17 protein-coding genes are annotated in these 17,411 nt (G+C 64.2%); 11 read left to right on the top strand and 6 right to left on the bottom strand.

Features of this window, described 5'->3' with window-relative positions; all coding sequences use genetic code 11:
* Nucleotides 1-566, bottom strand: a 566-nt coding sequence (locus GY769_17095) for a DNA mismatch repair protein MutS (protein ID MCP4203639.1), incomplete at its 3' end; no start/stop codon positions are given.
* A gap of 13 nt (nt 567-579) precedes the next feature.
* On the opposite strand from GY769_17095, the gene tsaB reads away from it, so the two are divergent.
* The gene (tsaB, locus tag GY769_17090) at nt 580-1,326 is read left to right on the top strand and encodes a tRNA (adenosine(37)-N6)-threonylcarbamoyltransferase complex dimerization subunit type 1 TsaB (protein MCP4203638.1); all 747 of its coding nucleotides are present in this window, start codon (nt 580-582) and stop codon (nt 1,324-1,326) included.
* 12 nt (nt 1,327-1,338) lie between these two features.
* Here tsaB and GY769_17085 read toward each other — a convergent pair whose 3' ends face one another.
* Both GY769_17085 and GY769_17080 read right to left on the bottom strand, forming a co-directional pair.
* On the bottom strand, nt 1,339-2,748 hold the full coding sequence (locus GY769_17085) for a class I SAM-dependent methyltransferase (protein ID MCP4203637.1): 1,410 nt from the start codon (nt 2,746-2,748) through the stop codon (nt 1,339-1,341).
* Nucleotides 2,749-2,841: 93 nt separating this feature from the next.
* Nucleotides 2,842-5,031: a hypothetical protein gene (locus tag GY769_17080; protein ID MCP4203636.1), complete on the bottom strand. Its 2,190-nt coding sequence runs from the start codon at nt 5,029-5,031 to the stop codon at nt 2,842-2,844.
* Nucleotides 5,032-5,294: 263 nt separating this feature from the next.
* Between GY769_17080 and GY769_17075 the strand changes: the two genes are divergently transcribed.
* The 3 genes from GY769_17075 (at nt 5,295) to GY769_17065 (ending at nt 7,273) form a co-directional block, all read left to right on the top strand.
* A complete protein-coding gene (locus GY769_17075) occupies nt 5,295-5,531 on the top strand; it encodes a DUF465 domain-containing protein (GenBank protein MCP4203635.1) in 237 nt (78 codons plus the stop codon).
* A 99-nt stretch (nt 5,532-5,630) separates the two neighbouring features.
* Nucleotides 5,631-6,305, top strand: coding sequence for a phosphatidylserine decarboxylase family protein (locus GY769_17070; GenBank protein MCP4203634.1), 675 nt, complete (start codon nt 5,631-5,633; stop codon nt 6,303-6,305).
* A 5-nt stretch (nt 6,306-6,310) separates the two neighbouring features.
* Nucleotides 6,311-7,273 (top strand): hypothetical protein, encoded by a 963-nt coding sequence (locus tag GY769_17065; GenBank protein ID MCP4203633.1) that lies wholly within the window; start codon nt 6,311-6,313, stop codon nt 7,271-7,273.
* 67 nt (nt 7,274-7,340) lie between these two features.
* Here the strand turns inward: GY769_17065 and GY769_17060 are convergent, their stop codons facing one another.
* On the bottom strand, nt 7,341-7,853 hold the full coding sequence (locus GY769_17060; GenBank protein ID MCP4203632.1) for a ferritin: 513 nt from the start codon (nt 7,851-7,853) through the stop codon (nt 7,341-7,343).
* Between the two features lie 191 nt (nt 7,854-8,044).
* On the opposite strand from GY769_17060, the gene trxB reads away from it, so the two are divergent.
* From trxB to GY769_17045, 3 genes are read left to right on the top strand one after another with little or no spacing between them, the layout of a single operon-like run.
* Nucleotides 8,045-8,989: a thioredoxin-disulfide reductase gene (gene trxB, locus GY769_17055; GenBank protein ID MCP4203631.1), complete on the top strand. Its 945-nt coding sequence runs from the start codon at nt 8,045-8,047 to the stop codon at nt 8,987-8,989.
* On the top strand, nt 8,989-10,467 hold the full coding sequence (locus tag GY769_17050; protein ID MCP4203630.1) for a magnesium chelatase: 1,479 nt from the start codon (nt 8,989-8,991) through the stop codon (nt 10,465-10,467). Before trxB ends, GY769_17050 begins: the two co-directional genes overlap by 1 nt.
* Before the next feature lie 6 nt (nt 10,468-10,473).
* On the top strand, nt 10,474-11,562 hold the full coding sequence (locus GY769_17045; protein ID MCP4203629.1) for a VWA domain-containing protein: 1,089 nt from the start codon (nt 10,474-10,476) through the stop codon (nt 11,560-11,562).
* A 69-nt stretch (nt 11,563-11,631) separates the two neighbouring features.
* On the opposite strand, the gene GY769_17040 is transcribed toward GY769_17045, so the two are convergent.
* A complete protein-coding gene (locus GY769_17040) occupies nt 11,632-13,098 on the bottom strand; it encodes a M48 family metalloprotease (protein MCP4203628.1) in 1,467 nt (488 codons plus the stop codon).
* Between the two features lie 141 nt (nt 13,099-13,239).
* Here GY769_17040 and GY769_17035 point away from each other — a divergent pair, with 141 nt between their 5' ends.
* Both GY769_17035 and GY769_17030 read left to right on the top strand, forming a co-directional pair.
* The gene (locus tag GY769_17035) at nt 13,240-14,556 is read left to right on the top strand and encodes an MATE family efflux transporter (protein ID MCP4203627.1); all 1,317 of its coding nucleotides are present in this window, start codon (nt 13,240-13,242) and stop codon (nt 14,554-14,556) included.
* Nucleotides 14,557-14,664: 108 nt separating this feature from the next.
* Entirely contained in the window at nt 14,665-15,909 is a 1,245-nt protein-coding gene (locus GY769_17030; GenBank protein ID MCP4203626.1) for a hypothetical protein, read from the top strand.
* 29 nt (nt 15,910-15,938) lie between these two features.
* On the opposite strand, the gene GY769_17025 is transcribed toward GY769_17030, so the two are convergent.
* Nucleotides 15,939-16,496 carry a DinB family protein gene (locus GY769_17025; protein MCP4203625.1) on the bottom strand — a complete coding sequence of 186 codons (558 nt, stop codon included), beginning with the start codon at nt 16,494-16,496 and terminating at the stop codon, nt 15,939-15,941.
* A gap of 117 nt (nt 16,497-16,613) precedes the next feature.
* On the opposite strand from GY769_17025, the gene GY769_17020 reads away from it, so the two are divergent.
* Both GY769_17020 and GY769_17015 read left to right on the top strand, forming a co-directional pair.
* The gene (locus GY769_17020) at nt 16,614-17,165 is read left to right on the top strand and encodes a hypothetical protein (GenBank protein MCP4203624.1); all 552 of its coding nucleotides are present in this window, start codon (nt 16,614-16,616) and stop codon (nt 17,163-17,165) included.
* A gap of 116 nt (nt 17,166-17,281) precedes the next feature.
* The coding region (locus tag GY769_17015) for an ABC transporter ATP-binding protein (protein MCP4203623.1) at nt 17,282-17,411 on the top strand (130 nt) is incomplete at its 3' end.

The following is a 17,411-nucleotide window of genomic DNA, read 5'->3' as shown; positions in this document are numbered from 1 at the left end:
TGGGTCAGGCACAGTTGGCGGCGTTCTCCCCATCGGCGTACCGGCTCCGGCACATCGCCGCTGAAGATCAGCTCTCGGGGATCCGCCAAGCGCAGATCCTGCAGAGCCTCGTCGGCTCGAGACCACCGGCGCACGAAAAACGCACCCGTCGAAAGGTCGAGAAAGGCACAGGCTCCGCCCTCCGAGTTCCAGGCGATGCCGGCGAGGAGATTCTCCACCTTTCCTTCGAGCAGGTCGGGCTCGGTGACCGTACCGGGCGTCACGACTCGGGTAACTTCGCGCCTGACCAATCCCTTGGCCTGAGCCGGGTCCTCGACCTGGTCACAGATCGCCACCTTGTAGCCGGCTTTGACGAGCTTACCGAGGTAGACTTCGAGCGCGTGGTGCGGGACGCCGCACATTGGGGTTTCCGTCTTCTTGCCCTTATGGCGTGCCGTCAGCGCGACCTCCAGCACCGGAGCAATCAGGACCGCGTCGTCAAAGAAAACCTCATAAAAATCGCCCATTCGATACAGGACGATCGCGTCCGGATGCCTTGCCTTGACCTCGGAGTAGTGCCGAAGCATCGGAGTCATCTGAGTGACCGAAGACATTCGCGAGAAGTATAGCGACACCGCCGGCGGCCGCTCCAAGCACGGCAAGCCGCGGATATTCGCAATCGACACCGGATCCCCGGTGTCCAGCCTCGCCCTGGCCTGGGACGGCGCAGTGATCACCCGCGAGCTCTCTGTGGGCGACTCGTCGAAGCGGCTGCTGCCGGAGCTCGATCTGATGCTGGCTCAAGCAGGAGCCCGTCTCGAACGGCTCGACGGCCTGGTGGGGCTACGCGGCCCGGGCAGCTTCACCGGATTGCGCGTGGGTCTGGCAACGCTGCTGGGACTGCACGAGGCGCTCGGGATCAGGGCGGCGGCAACGACGACTTTCGAGGCCCTCGCCGGCCAAGCGCAGCGGCGTGCGAGCACCATCCAGACTCCGATCTACGCAGCGGTCGACGCCCTGCGCCAGGAGCGATTCGTCCAGCGCTTCGATGGCAAGACCCTCGAACCGCTCGGCGAGCCCGAGATTCGGTCCGAACAAGAGATCGCCCGGCTCGGAGGGGGTTTGGTCATCGGCTTCGACCTGACCGCACTGAAAACTCTTGTCGAAGACGGTCCCGACGGGCGCGGCGCCCGGGGCGAACCGCCAACGATCCTGGATGCGGAGCCTCTGGCTCCCGACCTGCTGACGATCGCTGCAAGTCCGGACTTCATCTGGGACGAGTCGGAGCTGACTCAGCCCCTGTACCTGAGACCGCCGGTAGCCGCGGCGACGCCATCGTCTCGCTGACCGGCAGGCGGGCTAGGCGGGCTTTCCCACGGGGGGCTTGTACGCCACCAGAGCATAGTCCTGAAAGCCGAACAGGAGATCGTCCAAGCGGTCGCGCAACAGGTTAATGCGCGCAACCAGAGGCAGAAGCTCCACTCCGATGCCGTCGGACGGAATCTGCGGCAGACGATCCTCGTCCGCGAAGGGCTGCAGATCGATGCGCTCCACGGGGTCGAATCCACTCAACTCGAGCATGGTCTTGAGGCTCTCCGGATGGACCGGCCGCTTGTGCGTGGGATCGATCCAGAAGCGGCTGGCACCCACGACCATCGAAACCGGATTCGGGGTCTCCAGCACGAGCACTCCCGCCGGTGCCAGGACTCGCCAGGCCAGTCGTGACAGACGCTCGAGTTCCGCCGCCGGCAGATGCTCGATGACGTGAAACGAGACGATGCCGCCCAATGAGGCCTCGGATCTGGCTTCCAATGCCGTAAACAGGTCGCCGACCTCGGCCTCGAAGCCCTTTTCACGGCATCGGTCGACCATCTCGACATTCGAATCGACTCCCGAACAGCGAATCCCGTGGGCCGTCATGACCTCCAGCGCCTCGCCGCGGCCACAGCCCAGATCGAGCACCTCCCCCCGGCCGCTCAGCACGCCGAGATAGGGCTCCAGCCGGTGGGCGATGTCCTCCTCGCGCCCGCGGAATCGATCTTCGAACTCGAGGTACTTCTCGTCGGCAATCGCTCGCGCAAGCTCGGGCTTCTTCGTCGCCCCCTCGCCCTCGGCAACCGCAAGCAGGCCTCCCAGCCGACCCCAGCGCTCGCGGCTCAGCTCTCGATAACGGTCCAGCTTTTGGTCCAGCTGTGAAAAGAGGGCGGCGGTGTGGTCCATGACCTCGTCGTAGCCCCGGTTGTGGAAGCCCTCCAGGTGGTCGAGGCGATCCGCGTGCGACCGCAGGAAGTCCGAGTGCTGGCGCTCGAGATTCTTGATGTCGCGTCCAGCCGCCTTGTGCACCGCGACTAGCTCCTCCGTTTGCTTTTCTCGCGTCTCGCGGAGATCTCGAACCAGCTCGGACTGAATCGTCTGCAGATCCTGCCCCAGAACCGCGATTCCCGAGCTCAGCTCCGTGCGGGCCCTAGCGAGCGTTTTGCTCAGTGCCTCGGCCTCGGCCGCCAACGGCGCAATCGCCTCGATCTGGTCCTGAACCGTCAGGTTGTAGGCTCTCTGGCGCTGCCACAAGTCCGCTTGAGGAGCCTTGACGAGGCCACGCAGCAAGCGTTTGGCCAGGACGATCACCCTGCCGAGCCAGCCTCTGTGGCTGACAATCGTGAACTCCCGGTCCGCTTCCCAGAGCCGCCGCCAGTCGGAGAGCTCTCGGTTCTCCCGACTGCGGAGGGACTCGACTACCGCCTCGGAGATCTCACCTTTGCGATCTGTCATGGGATGGTTGCAAGGATGTTTCGAGACCGCGGCAGCCTACCATGGGCCGGATCAGCCGCTCGCCTCGTCGACCACCCCGGTTCCGCTCGCGGCTTACCGAACTCGCACGACGCCCCGGGCGAGCGGCTCCTGATTCCAGGCCTCGTACCAGACCGCGCCGCCCAGATTGAGATCCACGACCAGCTCATAGCGTCCCGGTTTCCTGGGCCACTTGACCTCGAGCTCGGTAGCGAGCTCTGACGCGCGGGGCACGCGGCCTTCGAAGCCCTGCAGCCGTCCGGCCACCGGCCGGTCGCCCTTCCGTCGCGGCAGCGAGTAAAGCCGGTACCCGAGGCGGGTCGGGACCATTTCCGAGCTCGACCAGAATCGGTAGCCGGTGTTGCGCACGCGAATCGGCACGTCCGTGGCCTTGCCCGCGCGGCCGCTCCTGGGGAGCTCGACGCTCATGGTCACGCCCCTGAAGAACTTGGGCACCAACCGCATCGAGCCCAGGTAGTGGAGCTCGGCGCTCGAGGCCGGCGCGGATGGCTGCTCATCGCCCGTCGCCCGCAGCCCAAACCGATGGGTCCGAGAGTGGGGCCTGGCAGCGGGGTCAAACCAGTACTTGTGGCGACGTCTCGAAGGCTCGAGCTCGATCTCCACCAAACCCCAGACACCGCTCTCGGTCGGTTGCATCTCGAACCTCTTCTCGGGCCCCTGGCCGCGATAGACGACCTCACCCACCGCGCTGTCTGCCCGCGCCAGAAAGCGAACCACTCCGGCCTCTCGCCGACTGGCGTGGAGCACCTGAGCCAGCGGTTCCCCAGCGCGCAGGCTGAAGCCGGTCGGATCCACCACCGCATAAGGATCGACGAAACGAAAAAACTCGTTGGTCCAGTAGACATCCCGCCTACCGTCAATCGCGCGCGCCGTAGCCTCGTAGGGCAGAAGCCTGAAGATCCCCGCGTAGGCATGATTCTGGCTCGAATCGTCAAGCTCGCGTGCGCGCAGAACCGAAGCGAAAGCCGACGAGAACACGACCAGGGCCACCAGCCAGGTCGCGGCCAGGGCACCGCGCGAAGCGCCCCCGCGAGGCATCAGCAAGAGCGCCGCGTATCCGGTCAGAAAATAGCGGTTGCCCAGAAAAGTAGCGCCGCCGAAATAGTTCCTGGGCATCCAGACCAGATAGAAGACCGCCAGCGCGACGGCCGCGGCCAGAACCGCCCAGGCCACGGCATCCGGTCGCCTGAGGCCAGCCAGCAGCAGCAGGAGAGCGGCCGGAAAGTACCAGAAAAGACCGGTATGACGCCCGAGCCAGAAGTAAGCGGCGGAATAGAGGCTCACCTCGGGCTGCCACTCGGGCCGAAAGCCCACTCGTTGGGTAGCCAACGCGACCGTTTCGTCGAACTGCTCCTTCGCGAGTTCGGCTCGCTCCCCGACCGGATAGCCACTGGCGGGGTTGAAGGTGGCGCGAACCGCCTTGTACGGAACCAGCGCTCCGGCCAGCTCCCGGTTGAACAGGAACCCGGCGCCGGCTACCAGCAGGACGATCCCCGCCAACACGGCGGAGCGCTTCAACCGACCCCGAAGAAGCCACGCCAGAGCGGGCGCTCCGGCGAGTGCCAGGTTAGGCAGCCTCATCGAGACGACGAGCGCCAGCAGCGCCACCCCCAGGTACGGCGACCAGGACCGGTCCAGGACCCCGATCCAGAAATCCTCGAGCCGGCCACCGAACCGCGACCGGCCGTCAGACCGGACCTTCGTCCTGGGACGCGCGCTGCCCAGGCCAAGGACCAGCCCAATCAGGGTCAGTGACGCCTGCAGCGAATCGCTCATGGTCCAGGCTACGTAAGATAGAAACACCCCGGTGCCGGCGAAGGTAGCTACCGTTGTGGCCGGATTCGACGCTCCCGATCGGGCCAGGGCCGCCCAGCCCAGCAGCAGGGCCAGAGCCAGTGCCACGACGTTGAGCGCGATCAACCCAGCGACGCCTGCCAGCCGATACCAGGGCGCCGCAAGCAGCGCGTAAACGACCGGCTTCGAATAGGCTGTTTCGTCACCGAAGGCCTGCAGAATCACTGCTTTGCGCCCGACCTGCGGAGCCTCGTTGAGACGGTCCAGATCGGCGTCGCCAAACACCAGGTCGCCGTCGAGCGCCAGGCTCTCGACCATCGCCAAGAAGGTGCCCTCGTCGCCACTGACAACCGACGCCGTGCGACGCGCGGCCAGAAGCGAAAGCTGGCAGATGACGGCCACGACCAGCAGCACGGCCGCGAGCTTGAGGTCATTGCTTCTCTTTGACACCGTGCGTTTCGACATGGATTTCCGCTGCTCGGATTCTATGGCCTGGGCACCCAGGTTGCTTGCCCGGCGGTCGGCGAGGTGTTATTCTCGACTCGACCAAGCTGATGAAGGCATCCCCTCGCAAGAACTCGAATCCGGATGGGGCACGCCGCGCACAGTGAGAGCTTGTCGGCACGACTTTGCAAACTTCGTGGATTCACTCCACATTTCGTTTTTCGGTACTACTGCCCGGTCCCATGGGGACCGAAAGGAGGTCACGCGCTTTGCCGAACCTTGATGACGGCCTGAAGAAGGAGCTTCTCGAAACGGACGAGGAATTCCGCCGCCTGTTTGAGGAGCACCAGAACTACAAACAGCGGTTGAACGTGATCAAAGAGAAGTCGTTCCTCTCCCCCGAGGACGAGACCGAGGCCAAGCAGATAAAGCTCCGCAAGCTGGGTCTCAAGGACCGCATGGAAGCGATCGCTCGAATGCACCGCCAAGAGCGGGTGCCGGCCTAGACCGGAGACCCCCCCACAGGCTGTCCGATGGGAGAGGGCCGTCACGGCCCTCTCTTTTTTGCCTCCAGAGCCACGCGCCATAACCCGAACCCCACGGAAATGACATTCGCTCGTGAAGCCTGGGCCTTCGTGTTGCCTGTGACCCTGCTCGCAGTTGCGGCACTGGTGCTCCACTGGCCCAAGTCGGCGCTGGCGCTGGGGCTCCTGGCAGTTCTCGTTCTAGCCTTTTTCCGAGCACCGAACCGCAGTTTTTCCGGACCCGAGGAAACGCTTCTGGCGCCGGCCAATGGCACGGTCACCGGAATCGAGGTCGTGCAGGAACCACTGCTGGGGCCCGAGTCCTACCGGAGGATCACCACTTTCCTGTCGGTCTTCAACGTCCATGTGCAGCGCTCGCCCGCCGCTGGCCGGGTTCAGGAGAGCAAGTTCAGTCCCGGACGGAAGATCGCCGCGTTTCGACCCGAAGCCGGCGAGGTCAACGAAAGCCATTTCGTAGTCTTGGAAACTGCGCACGGCGACAAGATCGGCGTCAAGCAGATTGCCGGGCTGGTCGCGCGCCGGGTTGTCAGCTACCTTGATACCGGCCAGAACGTGCGTAGGGGAGACCTCATCGGAGTGATCAAGTTCGGCTCGCGCGTGGACCTCTACGTCCCCGAAGACTACGAAGTGTTGGTCGACAAGGGGGAGAAGCTGATCGAGGGTCTGACTCCCGTCGCCCGGACATCGAGCCAGCGAGCGTCCCCCACTGCCGAAGCCGCGGGGCCAGAGTCGTGACCAGGATGGCAATCTGGGGCACGGAGAGCCTCCTCGGCCGGGAGCTCAAGGACACCCTCGCTCAGCGTCGAGACCTGTGGGACGACCTCAGGCTCCTCGGCCGGGACCCGGACTCGAGCACGGTAAGTGAGATCGCTGGCGAGGCCGTCTTGATCCAACCGGGCACCGAAGAGAACTTGAGCGATGTCGACATTCTCTATGTCTGCGGCGAACCGGGAGAGCCGATGGACATTCCGGCCGGCCTGCCAGAGCACGCCACGACCATCATTCTCGCCGGCGACGAACCGATCGACGGGTTCCCCGCGGTCGTCGCGGGCGTTAACTCGGATGTCCTCGCAAGAGCCGGCCAAGCGGCGACCCTGTTGAGCGCCCACCCGGCCGCCGTCGCGCTGGCGCAGCTACTCAAGCCGCTCGCGGACCTGGGTCTGGAATCGTGCACGGCCTCGGTGCTCCTGCCCAGCTCGACCAAGGGCCAGGAAGGGATCGACGAGCTCCTGGCCCAGACTCGGTCGATCCTGGCCTTTCAGCCGCGACCGGAGGAGCTCTTCGGTTGCCAGCTCGCCTTCAACATCGCGCCAAGCTCCTTTCCGGGTGGCAAGATCGCCGAGACCGTGCGCGAGGTCCTCGGTGACGACAAGATTCGAGTCGCGGTGCAGGCGTCGATCGGGGGCGTGTTTCACAGTCTCCTCGTCGGCGCCCATGTCCGGTTGGCAGCGCCCGCCGACGAGGCTGCTGTTCGACAGGCTCTCGAGGCTTCGCCGAGCCTCGAGTTCGCCGAGCGGCCGGAAACCCTCGGCCCGGTCGATGCGGCCGGCTCGAGCTCGCTGCACCTGGGCGCGATCGAGGCCTCCACGGCGCCGAACAGCTTTTGGCTCCGGGCGGTGATGGACAACCTGACGGCCGGCGGCGCCTTGAACGCCATCCGGATCGCCGAAGCGGTCCTCGAATCCGACGGCTACACGATGTAGGCGACGGGGCGCCGCAGCCTTGTGCCCACCGACGTGCCTCCAGCGCGAGAAGGCGGTCTCGAGCTTGCTAGGCGCCGCCGCCTGAACCGTGAGGATCCACTCTGCGCTCGAGGTACTCCTCCACCGCAAGCAAGCCGTCCTCACCCGCCATCTTGACGATATCGAGCAGTTCGCTCATCGTGGTCACCTCCTCGAACTGCTCGTTGACGAACCAGTCCAGAAAGCGCAGCGCGATGTAGCTCTTGTCCTCGTTCCCCTGAGCTACCAGGTCGTAGATTTGCCGGGTCACCCGTTTCTCCGACTCTAGAGCCAGCTCTACGGCCTCCCGGGCACTCTCAAAGGCACACTTCGCCGCCGGAATCGCGGGGATGGCCAGCGGGCCGCCGGCATCGACCACGAACTTCTGGAACTTCATCGCGTGCTCTCGCTCTTCCTCGGCCTGGAGATAGAAGAACTCGGCCAGCTTGGGCAGACTCCGACCATCGAAATAGGAGGCGATCCCCACGTACTGCATCGAAGCCCCCATCTCATGCCCGATCTGCAGGTTCATGCCTTCGATCATCTTCTCGCTAGCAATCATCGTTCTCTCGTCCTTCCTCGCACTCGGTGGTTTCTCTGTCTAAGCCCGGCTCGTGGCTCGGCGTGGAACAAAGTCGACTCCGGACCGGTTGCTATAGTAACGCGCTGCCGGCGCGGACTCGGATCCGCGCCACTGGAAGGCACGGCTTCCAACCTTTGCGGCTGATCCAGCCGCTACCCCGGAGACGACTCATGTCCGAATCAGCAGACAACCGCCACCGCGTCATCATCCTTGGTTCCGGCCCCGCCGGGCTCACGGCCGCTCTTTACGCGGCTCGCGCCAACCTAGCGCCCCTGGTGCTCGAAGGCAACCAGCCCGGTGGTCAGCTAACGATCACCACCGACGTCGAGAACTACCCGGGCTTCCGGGAAGGGATCCTGGGGCCGGAGCTCATGGAGAACATGCGGGAACAGGCAAAGCGCTTCGGCGCGCAGGTCAGGTTCGAGGAGGCCACTTCGGTGGATTTCTCCAAGCGTCCGCGGGTCGTCGAAACCGACGAGGGCACTTACCGGGCCGACGCGCTGATCATCGCTACCGGCGCCAGCGCGATGAGCCTGGGCCTGGAATCCGAAAAGAACCTCATGGGCTATGGCGTGTCGGCTTGCGCCACCTGCGACGGCTTCTTCTTCAAGGGCAAGGAGCTGGTTGTCGTGGGCGGAGGAGACTCGGCCATCGAGGAGGCCATCTACCTCACCAAGTTCGCAACCAAGGTCACCGTTGTCCATCGCCGCGATGAGCTGCGCGCCTCCAAGATCATGCAGGACTGCGCGATGGCTCATCACCAGATCGAGTTCCTCTGGGACTCGGTGGTCCGAGAGATCCTCGGCTCACGTGAGGACGGCGTCCGCGGCGTGACCCTCGAGAACGTCAAGACCGGGGCGGTGACAGAGTTCGCTTGTCAGGGCGTCTTTACCGCCATCGGTCACAAGCCGAACACCGGCTTTCTCAAAGGACACCTGGACGTGGACGACAAGGGCTACCTCATCGCCGAAGAGCTGAGTACCCGGACCAACGTCGAAGGCGTCTTCGCCTGCGGCGACGTCATCGATTCCACCTATCGTCAGGCGGTGACCGCTGCCGGCTCCGGCTGCAAGGCCGCAATCGACGCCGAACGCTGGCTCGAGGTTCAGGACTGATGGCGCGCCCAGCCACGCTCGGCGAGCTCAAAGCGTCGGGATACTCTCCTCGAAGCGTCAAAGACGAGATCAGGTTTCATCTGAGGCGCAAGCTCGCCGCCGGCGAGCCGCTTTTCCCCGGAGTCCTCGGCTATGACCGAACGGTCATCCCGGGAGTCGTCAATGCGCTTCTGGCGCGGCACGACTTCATCCTGCTCGGCCTGAGAGGTCAGGCCAAGACGCGACTGCTCCGCGGCCTCACGGATCTTCTGGATGACGCCATCCCGGTCCTCGCCGGAAGCGAGCTCAACGACGACCCCCTGGCGCCGATCTCGACCTACGGCCAGCGTCTGATCGACGAGACCGGCAACGAGGCTCCGATCGAATGGTGGCCGCGAGAGGAGAGGTACAACGAGAAACTGGCCACACCCGACGTCTCGATCGCGGACCTACTCGGAGATATCGACCCGATAAAGGCGGCAACCAGGAAGCTCACCTTCGCGGATCCCGAGGTCATGCACTTCGGAATCGTGCCGCGGACGAACCGCGGCATCTTCGCGATCAACGAGCTCCCCGACCTCGCTCCGCGGATTCAGGTCGGTCTGCTCAACATCCTCGAGGAGCGGGACCTCCAGCTCCGGGGCTTCCCGGTCCGGATCCCCCTCGAGATCCTGATGGTGTTTTCGGCCAATCCCGAGGACTACACCAACCGCGGCTCGATCATCACGCCGCTCAAAGACAGGATCTCTTCACAAATCCTCACCCACTACCCCGGCGACGTCGCGACCGCCGCCGAGATCACGGGTCAAGAGGCGTGGACCGATCGAGAGTCGGAGCTGCCGCCACTGAGCGAAGAAGTAACTCATCTCGTCGAGCAGATAGCGTTCGCGGCCCGCGACAGCGACATGGTGGACCAGACCTCCGGAGTCTCCGCCCGGATGCCGATCTCGGCGCTCGAGCTTCTGGTCTCGAATCTCGAACGTCGTGCGCTCATCCACGGCAAAGAGGCCGCCACCCCGCGTCTGTGCGACCTCTACATGCTCCTGCCCGCAATTACCGGCAAGCTCGAGATGGTCTACGAAGGGGAGCAGCAGGGCGTCGAGGTCGTGGCTCGCCAGATCATCGGCGATGCAGTCAAGAAGCTCTTCGACAAGCACTTCCCAAAGGTCGAGCGCGCGGTCGGAAGCGGCGGCGACGACGACACCAGCATCTACTCACCGATCGTGGCCTGGTTTGCCGAGGGTAACGAGGTGCTGATCTCGGACGAGCAGTCCGCGGAAGAGTACCGCCTCGAGCTCGACAAGGTCCCCGGCCTCTTCGACCTGGTCGCGGCCAACTCCGACGGTGGCGACTCCAGCACCGACGCCTTCGGCGCGGAGCTTTTGCTCGAGGGACTCCACCAGTACCTCAAGCTCGGCCGCGAAGATCTCGACAGCCGGATCACCTACAAGGAGATGATCAAATTCCAGCTGCTCAAGCCGCGCTCGGCGAGGACCTGATGCCCGATGCGGCATCGCTTCTTCCATCTCGATCCCGATCTCATCCAGTCGATCCTCGACGGGCTGAGCTTGGAGCGGCTCTTCAACCAGCTGCTGCTCGCCTCCGGCGGCGACGCAGAGAACGCCATGGAGTGGATGCACGAGCTCCAGGAGCGCGGCTACATCGATGAAGGCATCGATCTCGAGGCCTTCTTCGACACTCTCGAAGATCGGCGCCTGATCGCGAGGGACGGCCAGGGCGGCGTCATGCTCACCGGCGCCGGGGAGCGCAGCATCCGCAAAGAGGCCTTCGAGGAGATCTTCTCGAGCCTCTCGCGCAGCTCCACCGGTTATCACCCGGTCAGGTCCGTCGGCGAAGGCTCCGAGCAATTGCCCGAGACGCGCTCGTACCGGTTCGGCGACGACGTTCATCGCTTGGACGCGACCTCTTCGGTTCGTAACGCCCTCAAGAGGACCCTCGGCGACCTGGAGCTCGCCGAAGACGATCTCGAAGTCCACGAGACCGAGCACTTGACGGCATGCTCGACGGTGGTCGCTATCGACGTCTCGCATTCGATGATTCTCTACGGCGAGGACCGCATCACTCCCGCCAAGAAAGTGGCGCTGGCTTTGACCGAGTTGATCACCACTAAGTACCCGAAGGACTCCCTCGGTGTGCTTCTGTTCGGAGACCGCGCCGAGCGTATCGAGCTGTCGGACCTGGCCTACGTGGATGCGGGACCATTCCACACGAACACGCGGGAAGGCCTCCAGCTCGCCCGCTCCATGCTGGCGCGGCAAAAGCAACCCAACAAACAAATCTTCCTGATCACCGACGGCAAGCCGTCCGCGATCACCGAAGGCGGATCGGTCTACAAAAACCCCTTCGGACTCGACATGAAGATCGTCAACCGCACGCTCGAAGAGGCCGATCTCTGTCGCCGCCAGAAGATCGTCATCACCACGTTCATGCTGGCCACCGATCCCATGCTGACCGACTTCGTCGAGAAGCTGACGCAGGTCAACCGTGGCCGCGCCTATTTCGCCTCACCCCAGGACCTGGGTGAGTTCATCCTCGCCGACTACATAAAGAACCGAAGAAAGCGGCTGCACTAGGGGGACTGCAACCGACGGTCGCCTCTCGGCAGAGCAATCGGCCAGGGAACGCCTGTCTCCAGCCCGCGTCTACTTGGCCTTCGGTCCGCCCACGACCTGCTTCGCTTCACCGGCCTTGACGACCCCGTCGGTCGTCGTGTGGTTGATCAAGGCCAGTAACTCCGGTTTAGCATTCGAAGGATAGCGGCGCGCGAACTCGCTGAAGGGCATGTCCCGCCGCAGCTTGACGACCTTGACCCGCGCCGGCTGAACGTTGAGAACCCGCCGGTCGGTCACTCGGTCGAAGCTCCCAATGAAGGCGCCGACCGGCCGGCCGTACGTCGACCACTTGCTCTCGAGCGTGTAGCCGAGCAGGCGGTAGGTGTTGTCGTTGTAACGGAGGTACGCGACCTGCCCGCGCAGAGCGTTCTGCTCTTTGGGTACCTTGAACTCGATCGAGGCGGCCGGGAAGCCGTGGATCTTACCGGTCTGGATGCGTCCGGCTTCGAGGCCCTCCTGCGCGGTAAACGCCTTCGCCGCGGCCACCGGGTCGGCCTCGGACTCGAGCGTCAACACGGCAATGGCATCCTGAGCCTCACTCTGCCCGACCACCGCCTGGGTCTGGTTCTGAGTCGCCCAGCCGCTCGGGAACTGGATCTGGAACGCCAGGTCCGGGTGCAGGAAGACGTTGTCCTCGAAATACCCTTGACGCGGGTTCGGGCCGAAGACCATGCCGTCGAGTCGATCGAAGTAGGTCGGCCGGTTCCTCTTCGAGCCACTGAAGTCCTGCGCCATCCTTTCGATCTGCTCGTTTATCCGCTGAGCTCGCTGGTCCGGATCGGGATGAGTCGAAAGCCAGTTCGGCAGGCGACCCGCGCCCGCAAGCTCGCCGACGTTCTTCAACACGCCGAAAACCTCGGGCATCTCGCGGACGTCCCAGCCGCCATTGACCGTGTAGCGCACGCCCAGGTCGTCCGCCTGGCGTTCGTCGTCTCGGGAGTACTTCAGGAACAAGAGGCCCAGGCCCTGCTGCGCCAGGTCGCCGAACTGGGCAAACTCCGGCGACACGATCATGCCAACGCCGAGCCCGATTCCCGCGAGCTGTTGCTTGCTCATCCGGTTGGCGCCGTGCCGGCCGGTGACGTGCCCGATCTCGTGCCCGAGGACCGACACCAGTTCGGCCTCGCTCGAGAGATGGGTCATGATGCCTCGGGTGACGTAGATGTAGCCGCCCGGCAGCGCAAAAGCATTGACGATCGGGTCGTCGATCACGGTGAACGTCCAGGGTAGGTCCGGCCTCTCCGACAGCGCGGCCAGCTCTTGTCCCAGGGCCGACACGTAAGCCTGCGCCTGGTCGTCGGGATAGACGCCCATCGAGGCCAGGATCTGGCCGTGGGCCTCCTTCCCCATCGCGATCTCCTGTTGCTCGCTGATCAGCATGAGCTGTCGCTGCCCAGTCGCCTGATTCACCGCACAGCCGCTGCTGAGGGCCGCAGCGAGCACCAACACGCCGAGCCTCGTTGTGCGACCAGGCGTCGCTCGACTCTGTTTCCTCATCGAGAATCCTTCCCGCCCTCATCGGGCCTATTCCAAGAACGCCAAAAAAGCGAAATGTCGTATAGGGTCGCTCCCTCGCACCGTCCATTTTAGCCCGCTTCGCGACATCCTCCAGATACAGCGGCCGTAAGACCGAACGCAATGGGTAAAGCCAAAGAAACAGGCCGACTTCGGCTGCGATTCTGGCGCTTGACCGGCATCAACATCCTCTCGAACCTCACGGTTCCCCTGGCATCGCTGGTCGACACGGCGATGCTCGGCCACCTTGCCGACATCCGGTTTCTGGCCGGCGTCGGGCTGGCGTCGATCATCTTCGAGTATGTCTACTGGAGCTTCGGCTTCCTGCGCATGGGCACCACCGGCTTGACCGCCCAGGCCCACGGCTCCGAGGACCGAGATGAGCTGCACCAGATCCTCGTGCGTGGCCTCTTGACGGCTCTGGTCCTGGCAGCCGCGGTCCTTCTGCTCCAGCGCCTGCTCGAGAATGCCGGCTTCGGACTTCTCTCCGGGGCTCCCGAGGTCGAATCCGAGGGCCGGCGGTACTTTCGCGCTCGCATCCTGGGCGCGCCGGCCACCCTCGCCAATTTCGTCCTGTTAGGTTGGTTTCTGGGTCGAGAGCGCAGCCACTTCGTGCTCACCATGACCCTCGCGGCCAACCTCACCAACATTGCACTGGACTACGTTTTCATCATGCGCATGGGGATGGCAGCCTACGGCGCGGGCCTGGCCACGGCTGCGAGTCAGTACGTCATGCTGGGCGTCGCGGTCGCTCTCCTGTTTCCGGAGCTTCTCCACTTCCGGGTTGGATTCTCGAAACTCTTCGAGGCTCACAAGGTCAGGGAGCTCTTCGCTCTCAATCGCGATATCTTGATCCGAACGATCGCGCTGGTATCGGCGTTCGCGATCTTTCTGAACTTCAGCGCCATCCTCGGGACTGTCGTTCTGGCCGCCAATACGGTGCTCGCGCGGATTCAGACCCTGGCGGCCTATCTGATCGACGGCGCGGCGTTCGCTACCGAAACCCTGGCGGGAAAGCTGCTCGGTTCTCGGGATCGGGCGGGACTCACCCGGCTTCGCTGGTTGGCCCTGTCGGGAGGGGTGGCGCTGTCGCTGCCTGTGATCGTCCCGATGCTGCTCGCGCCAGCCGGGATCCTGGGCATTCTGACCAGCCATGGCCCGACCCTGGCCGCGGGCGGCCGCTACTCCGTCTGGCTGGCGCCTACGCTCGTCTTCGGGGCCCTTGCCTACATCTACGACGGGCTCTTTCTAGGGCTCACGCGCGGCCGGACACTCCGGAACGCCATGTTGTTCTCGACCTTAATCGTGTTCGTGCCGATCGCCCTGTACGCGCTGCAGCACCGCAGCAATGATCTTCTCTGGCTGGCCATGGTGGCCTTCATGATCGCGCGCACCCTGTCCTTGGCCCTCGCCGATAGGTTGCTCCGAGAACCACTGTGAGCTCAGCGCAGAGCTCGTGTGACGAATTCGGCATCCTCCTTCGGTCCGGCGCGGCTACAATCGCCAAGATTCGCCATATCTCCGATCCCCCACCCTGAGGTATCGACTATGAGATCAAGCCATCGCTCGCTCTACATACTCCCCACTCTTCTGCTCGCGCTCGTCTGGACCGCACCGGCCTGGGCCGACACCGAAAGAGCCGGACAGACCGCCAGCGGCGCGCACTACCGGTTTATCGTTCCCGATGCCTGGAACGGCGGGCTGGTCATCTGGAACCACGGTTTCTCCCTCAGTCCGATCGGACCGGTCTCGGCGCAAGACACCGAGCTCGTCGAGTTGTTCGCGCTGCCCCAGGGCTACGCCGTCGCGGCATCCAGCTACTCGTTGACCGGCTGGGCGGTCTTCAAAACCAACCAGGATCTCGAGCAAATGGTCCGGGCATTCGAGGACGAGTTCGGCGTGCCCAACGAGGTCCTGGTCGTCGGGGCATCTCTCGGCGGCATCGTAACCGCCGCGGCTCTGGAGAAGGCCGACCTCGGTGACGTCACCGGCGCCCTGACGATCTGCGGTGCGGTGGCCGGCAGCCGGAACTGGGACGGTGCCTTGGACATGCGCCTGGTCTACGACATGGTCTGCGACGCCAAGAAGACGCGCATTCCGGGTGGCGCCAAAGGACTCGACAAGAACTCGTCCCTCGGCCAACGGGACGTCGCGAAGGCCGTCAACGCCTGCTTCGGATTGAACAAGGCCGCCGGCAAGCGCAAGAACAAGCAGAAGAAGAGACTGGCGAAGTTCCTGGAACTGACCCAGATTCCCGGGAGCTTCGTCCACACCACGATGGCCTACGTCACCTTCGCGATGGCCGATCTCGTCTACGATCGCAAGAAAATGAAGGGCAAGCAGGGCGTCGGCAACGCCAACGTCAACTACGGCGACGCCGACACCAACGCGAGTATCGAGCGCGTCAAGCCGAAGAAATCGAAAGCACGGAAACTGCTCAAGAACTACACACCCAGCGGCAATGTCGGCGACGTCAAGATCGTCTCCATTCACACCGACAAAGACGGCCTGGTGATCGTCGAGAACGAGCGCGAGTGGGCCAAGGTCGTTCCCCGCGAGCAGCTGAGCATCGGAATCGTCGTCGAGGACGAGCCCAGCCACTGCGGTTTCAGCAAAGCCGAGATCATCGGCTCCTGGGAAGCTCTGCAATCCTGGATCGAAGGGAGCCCTCGGCCGACCGCCGAGGATCTGCAGGCCTCGTGCCATTTCTGGGGGCTATTCGTCGGTGGCGCCTGCCGGTTTGATCCGGATTACGAGATCCCGGATATGGACGGACGCGTCCGGCCGCGCTGATCGCGACGCCACCCATCGCTAGAGCTCTCCTAGGCTCGACGCTCGTGGATTCTTCGGGCGTGGTGGGCGTTGTGATAGAGCGTGAAGTGAAGCAATTCGCGAATCGTCATCATGCCGAGCAGTGGGTGTCTCGCTCTGAACCGGTCCAGGGCCCTGTCACTCCAAAAGCCGATCGCGCGGTCCAGGTCTCCGCCCGCCTGGTTCCAGCGCTTCATCACGAACGCGCGCTGCTCGTCGGGCTTGCCGGCGATCTCACGTGCGGTCGGGTCGTAGGGACCTGAAGCCTGGCCGCCGGCGGCCAGCGCGGCCTGATAGAGCTCCCGCACTTCCTCGAAGCCGCGCGAGCCCCTGAAGGTGCAGCCAAACCGCAGCGCCAACAGGGCTTTGGGCGCGCTCATGCCGCGGGCTACCGCCCGCACCGCCGTGGCCAGATGCCGCAGGTGCTCGGCCGGCGACCAGTGTTCGCCCTGCGGTTCCAGGAATTCCCGATCGGAGAGCTCGCTCACAAACGAGACGATCTCCATATGGAGGTCAGAGAGGCCCGCGTGAAGCGACTCGGTCGAATGCGGTGCCTGAACTTCGAACATGGCTCTGTTGGAGATACTAACGCGACTGGGGCACCTCGACCCTCCGCGGCGCACTGATTGCCGGTTTGGACGCCGCAACGCCACCCGCCGTAGACTGGTCAATGAAAGGAGACCACAATGACTCGTTCCTGCCTGTCCATCTTGCTTCTCCTGGCGCTCGTTGCGGCGACGGCTCACCCGATCACGGCCGAGGAAGAAGCCGAGCGCGTGCTGGTCGTCAACCTACCTGGAATCCAGACCGTTGACGGAACAGTAGAGGTTGCGGGTCCGATCAGTCAGACCAAGCTCTTTAGCCTCACGCAGGAGGTGGTGAGTCCGGTAGGGCCCGAGCAGACGACGGACATGGTTCTTGCCGGGACGCTCCAGAGTGCCGGGTTCGGAACCGCAGTTTTGAGTCTCGCAGGCCAGATTCGGGCCGCCTTCTATCAGCCCGGTCGGGTCGGAGCCATCTTGGTTCCGGATGTCCAGCCCGCCCAAAGCGCCTTCTTGGAAGAGGGGCAACTCCTCTTTCCGCTTCGTGTTGAAGCCGACGCCGCGACCGAAGGCGGGATCTACTTCTCCTCAGATCAGCCCCTGTTTCGCCTCGGTTTCGACCGCTACCGGGTCTACTTCTACAACACGACCGACCGTCCGGCAACGGTCTCCCTGTTCGCCTATTTCGGCAACTGAGCAGCGAGCCGCACGCCGCCACCCCTTCGGGCGGCGCGGAGCCGCGCCGTCGAGACTAGACTCGCCAGCGCGGTCGCCGCTCGACAACGACCGCAGCAACCCACCGGAGGAGGCCCATGGCAACCAAAACCGACTACGGCATCCGAACACGCCTCGACATCCCGTACACCGAAGCTATAGAGAAGACGACCCGGGCCCTCCAGGATCAGGGGTTCGGAGTCCTCACCGAGATCGACGTCAAAGCCA

The organism is bacterium (assembly GCA_024224155.1).
Classification (GTDB): domain Bacteria; phylum Acidobacteriota; class Thermoanaerobaculia; order Multivoradales; family JAHEKO01; genus CALZIK01.
Note: the sequence above shows the minus strand (reverse complement) of the source record. Positions and strands in the feature narration are given on the sequence as shown.

Coding starts and splice junctions, on each gene's coding strand:
- GY769_17050 (MCP4203630.1), top strand. CDS start 8,989: ATGGCGCGCCCAGCCACGCTCGGCGAGCTCAAAGCGTCGGGATACTCT.
- trxB (MCP4203631.1), top strand. CDS start 8,045: ATGTCCGAATCAGCAGACAACCGCCACCGCGTCATCATCCTTGGTTCC.
- GY769_17035 (MCP4203627.1), top strand. CDS start 13,240: ATGGGTAAAGCCAAAGAAACAGGCCGACTTCGGCTGCGATTCTGGCGC.
- GY769_17025 (MCP4203625.1), bottom strand. CDS start 16,496: ATGTTCGAAGTTCAGGCACCGCATTCGACCGAGTCGCTTCACGCGGGC.
- GY769_17030 (MCP4203626.1), top strand. CDS start 14,665: ATGAGATCAAGCCATCGCTCGCTCTACATACTCCCCACTCTTCTGCTC.
- GY769_17065 (MCP4203633.1), top strand. CDS start 6,311: ATGGCAATCTGGGGCACGGAGAGCCTCCTCGGCCGGGAGCTCAAGGAC.
- GY769_17045 (MCP4203629.1), top strand. CDS start 10,474: ATGCGGCATCGCTTCTTCCATCTCGATCCCGATCTCATCCAGTCGATC.
- GY769_17020 (MCP4203624.1), top strand. CDS start 16,614: ATGACTCGTTCCTGCCTGTCCATCTTGCTTCTCCTGGCGCTCGTTGCG.
- GY769_17085 (MCP4203637.1), bottom strand. CDS start 2,748: ATGACAGATCGCAAAGGTGAGATCTCCGAGGCGGTAGTCGAGTCCCTC.
- GY769_17070 (MCP4203634.1), top strand. CDS start 5,631: ATGACATTCGCTCGTGAAGCCTGGGCCTTCGTGTTGCCTGTGACCCTG.
- GY769_17060 (MCP4203632.1), bottom strand. CDS start 7,853: ATGATTGCTAGCGAGAAGATGATCGAAGGCATGAACCTGCAGATCGGG.
- GY769_17040 (MCP4203628.1), bottom strand. CDS start 13,098: ATGAGGAAACAGAGTCGAGCGACGCCTGGTCGCACAACGAGGCTCGGC.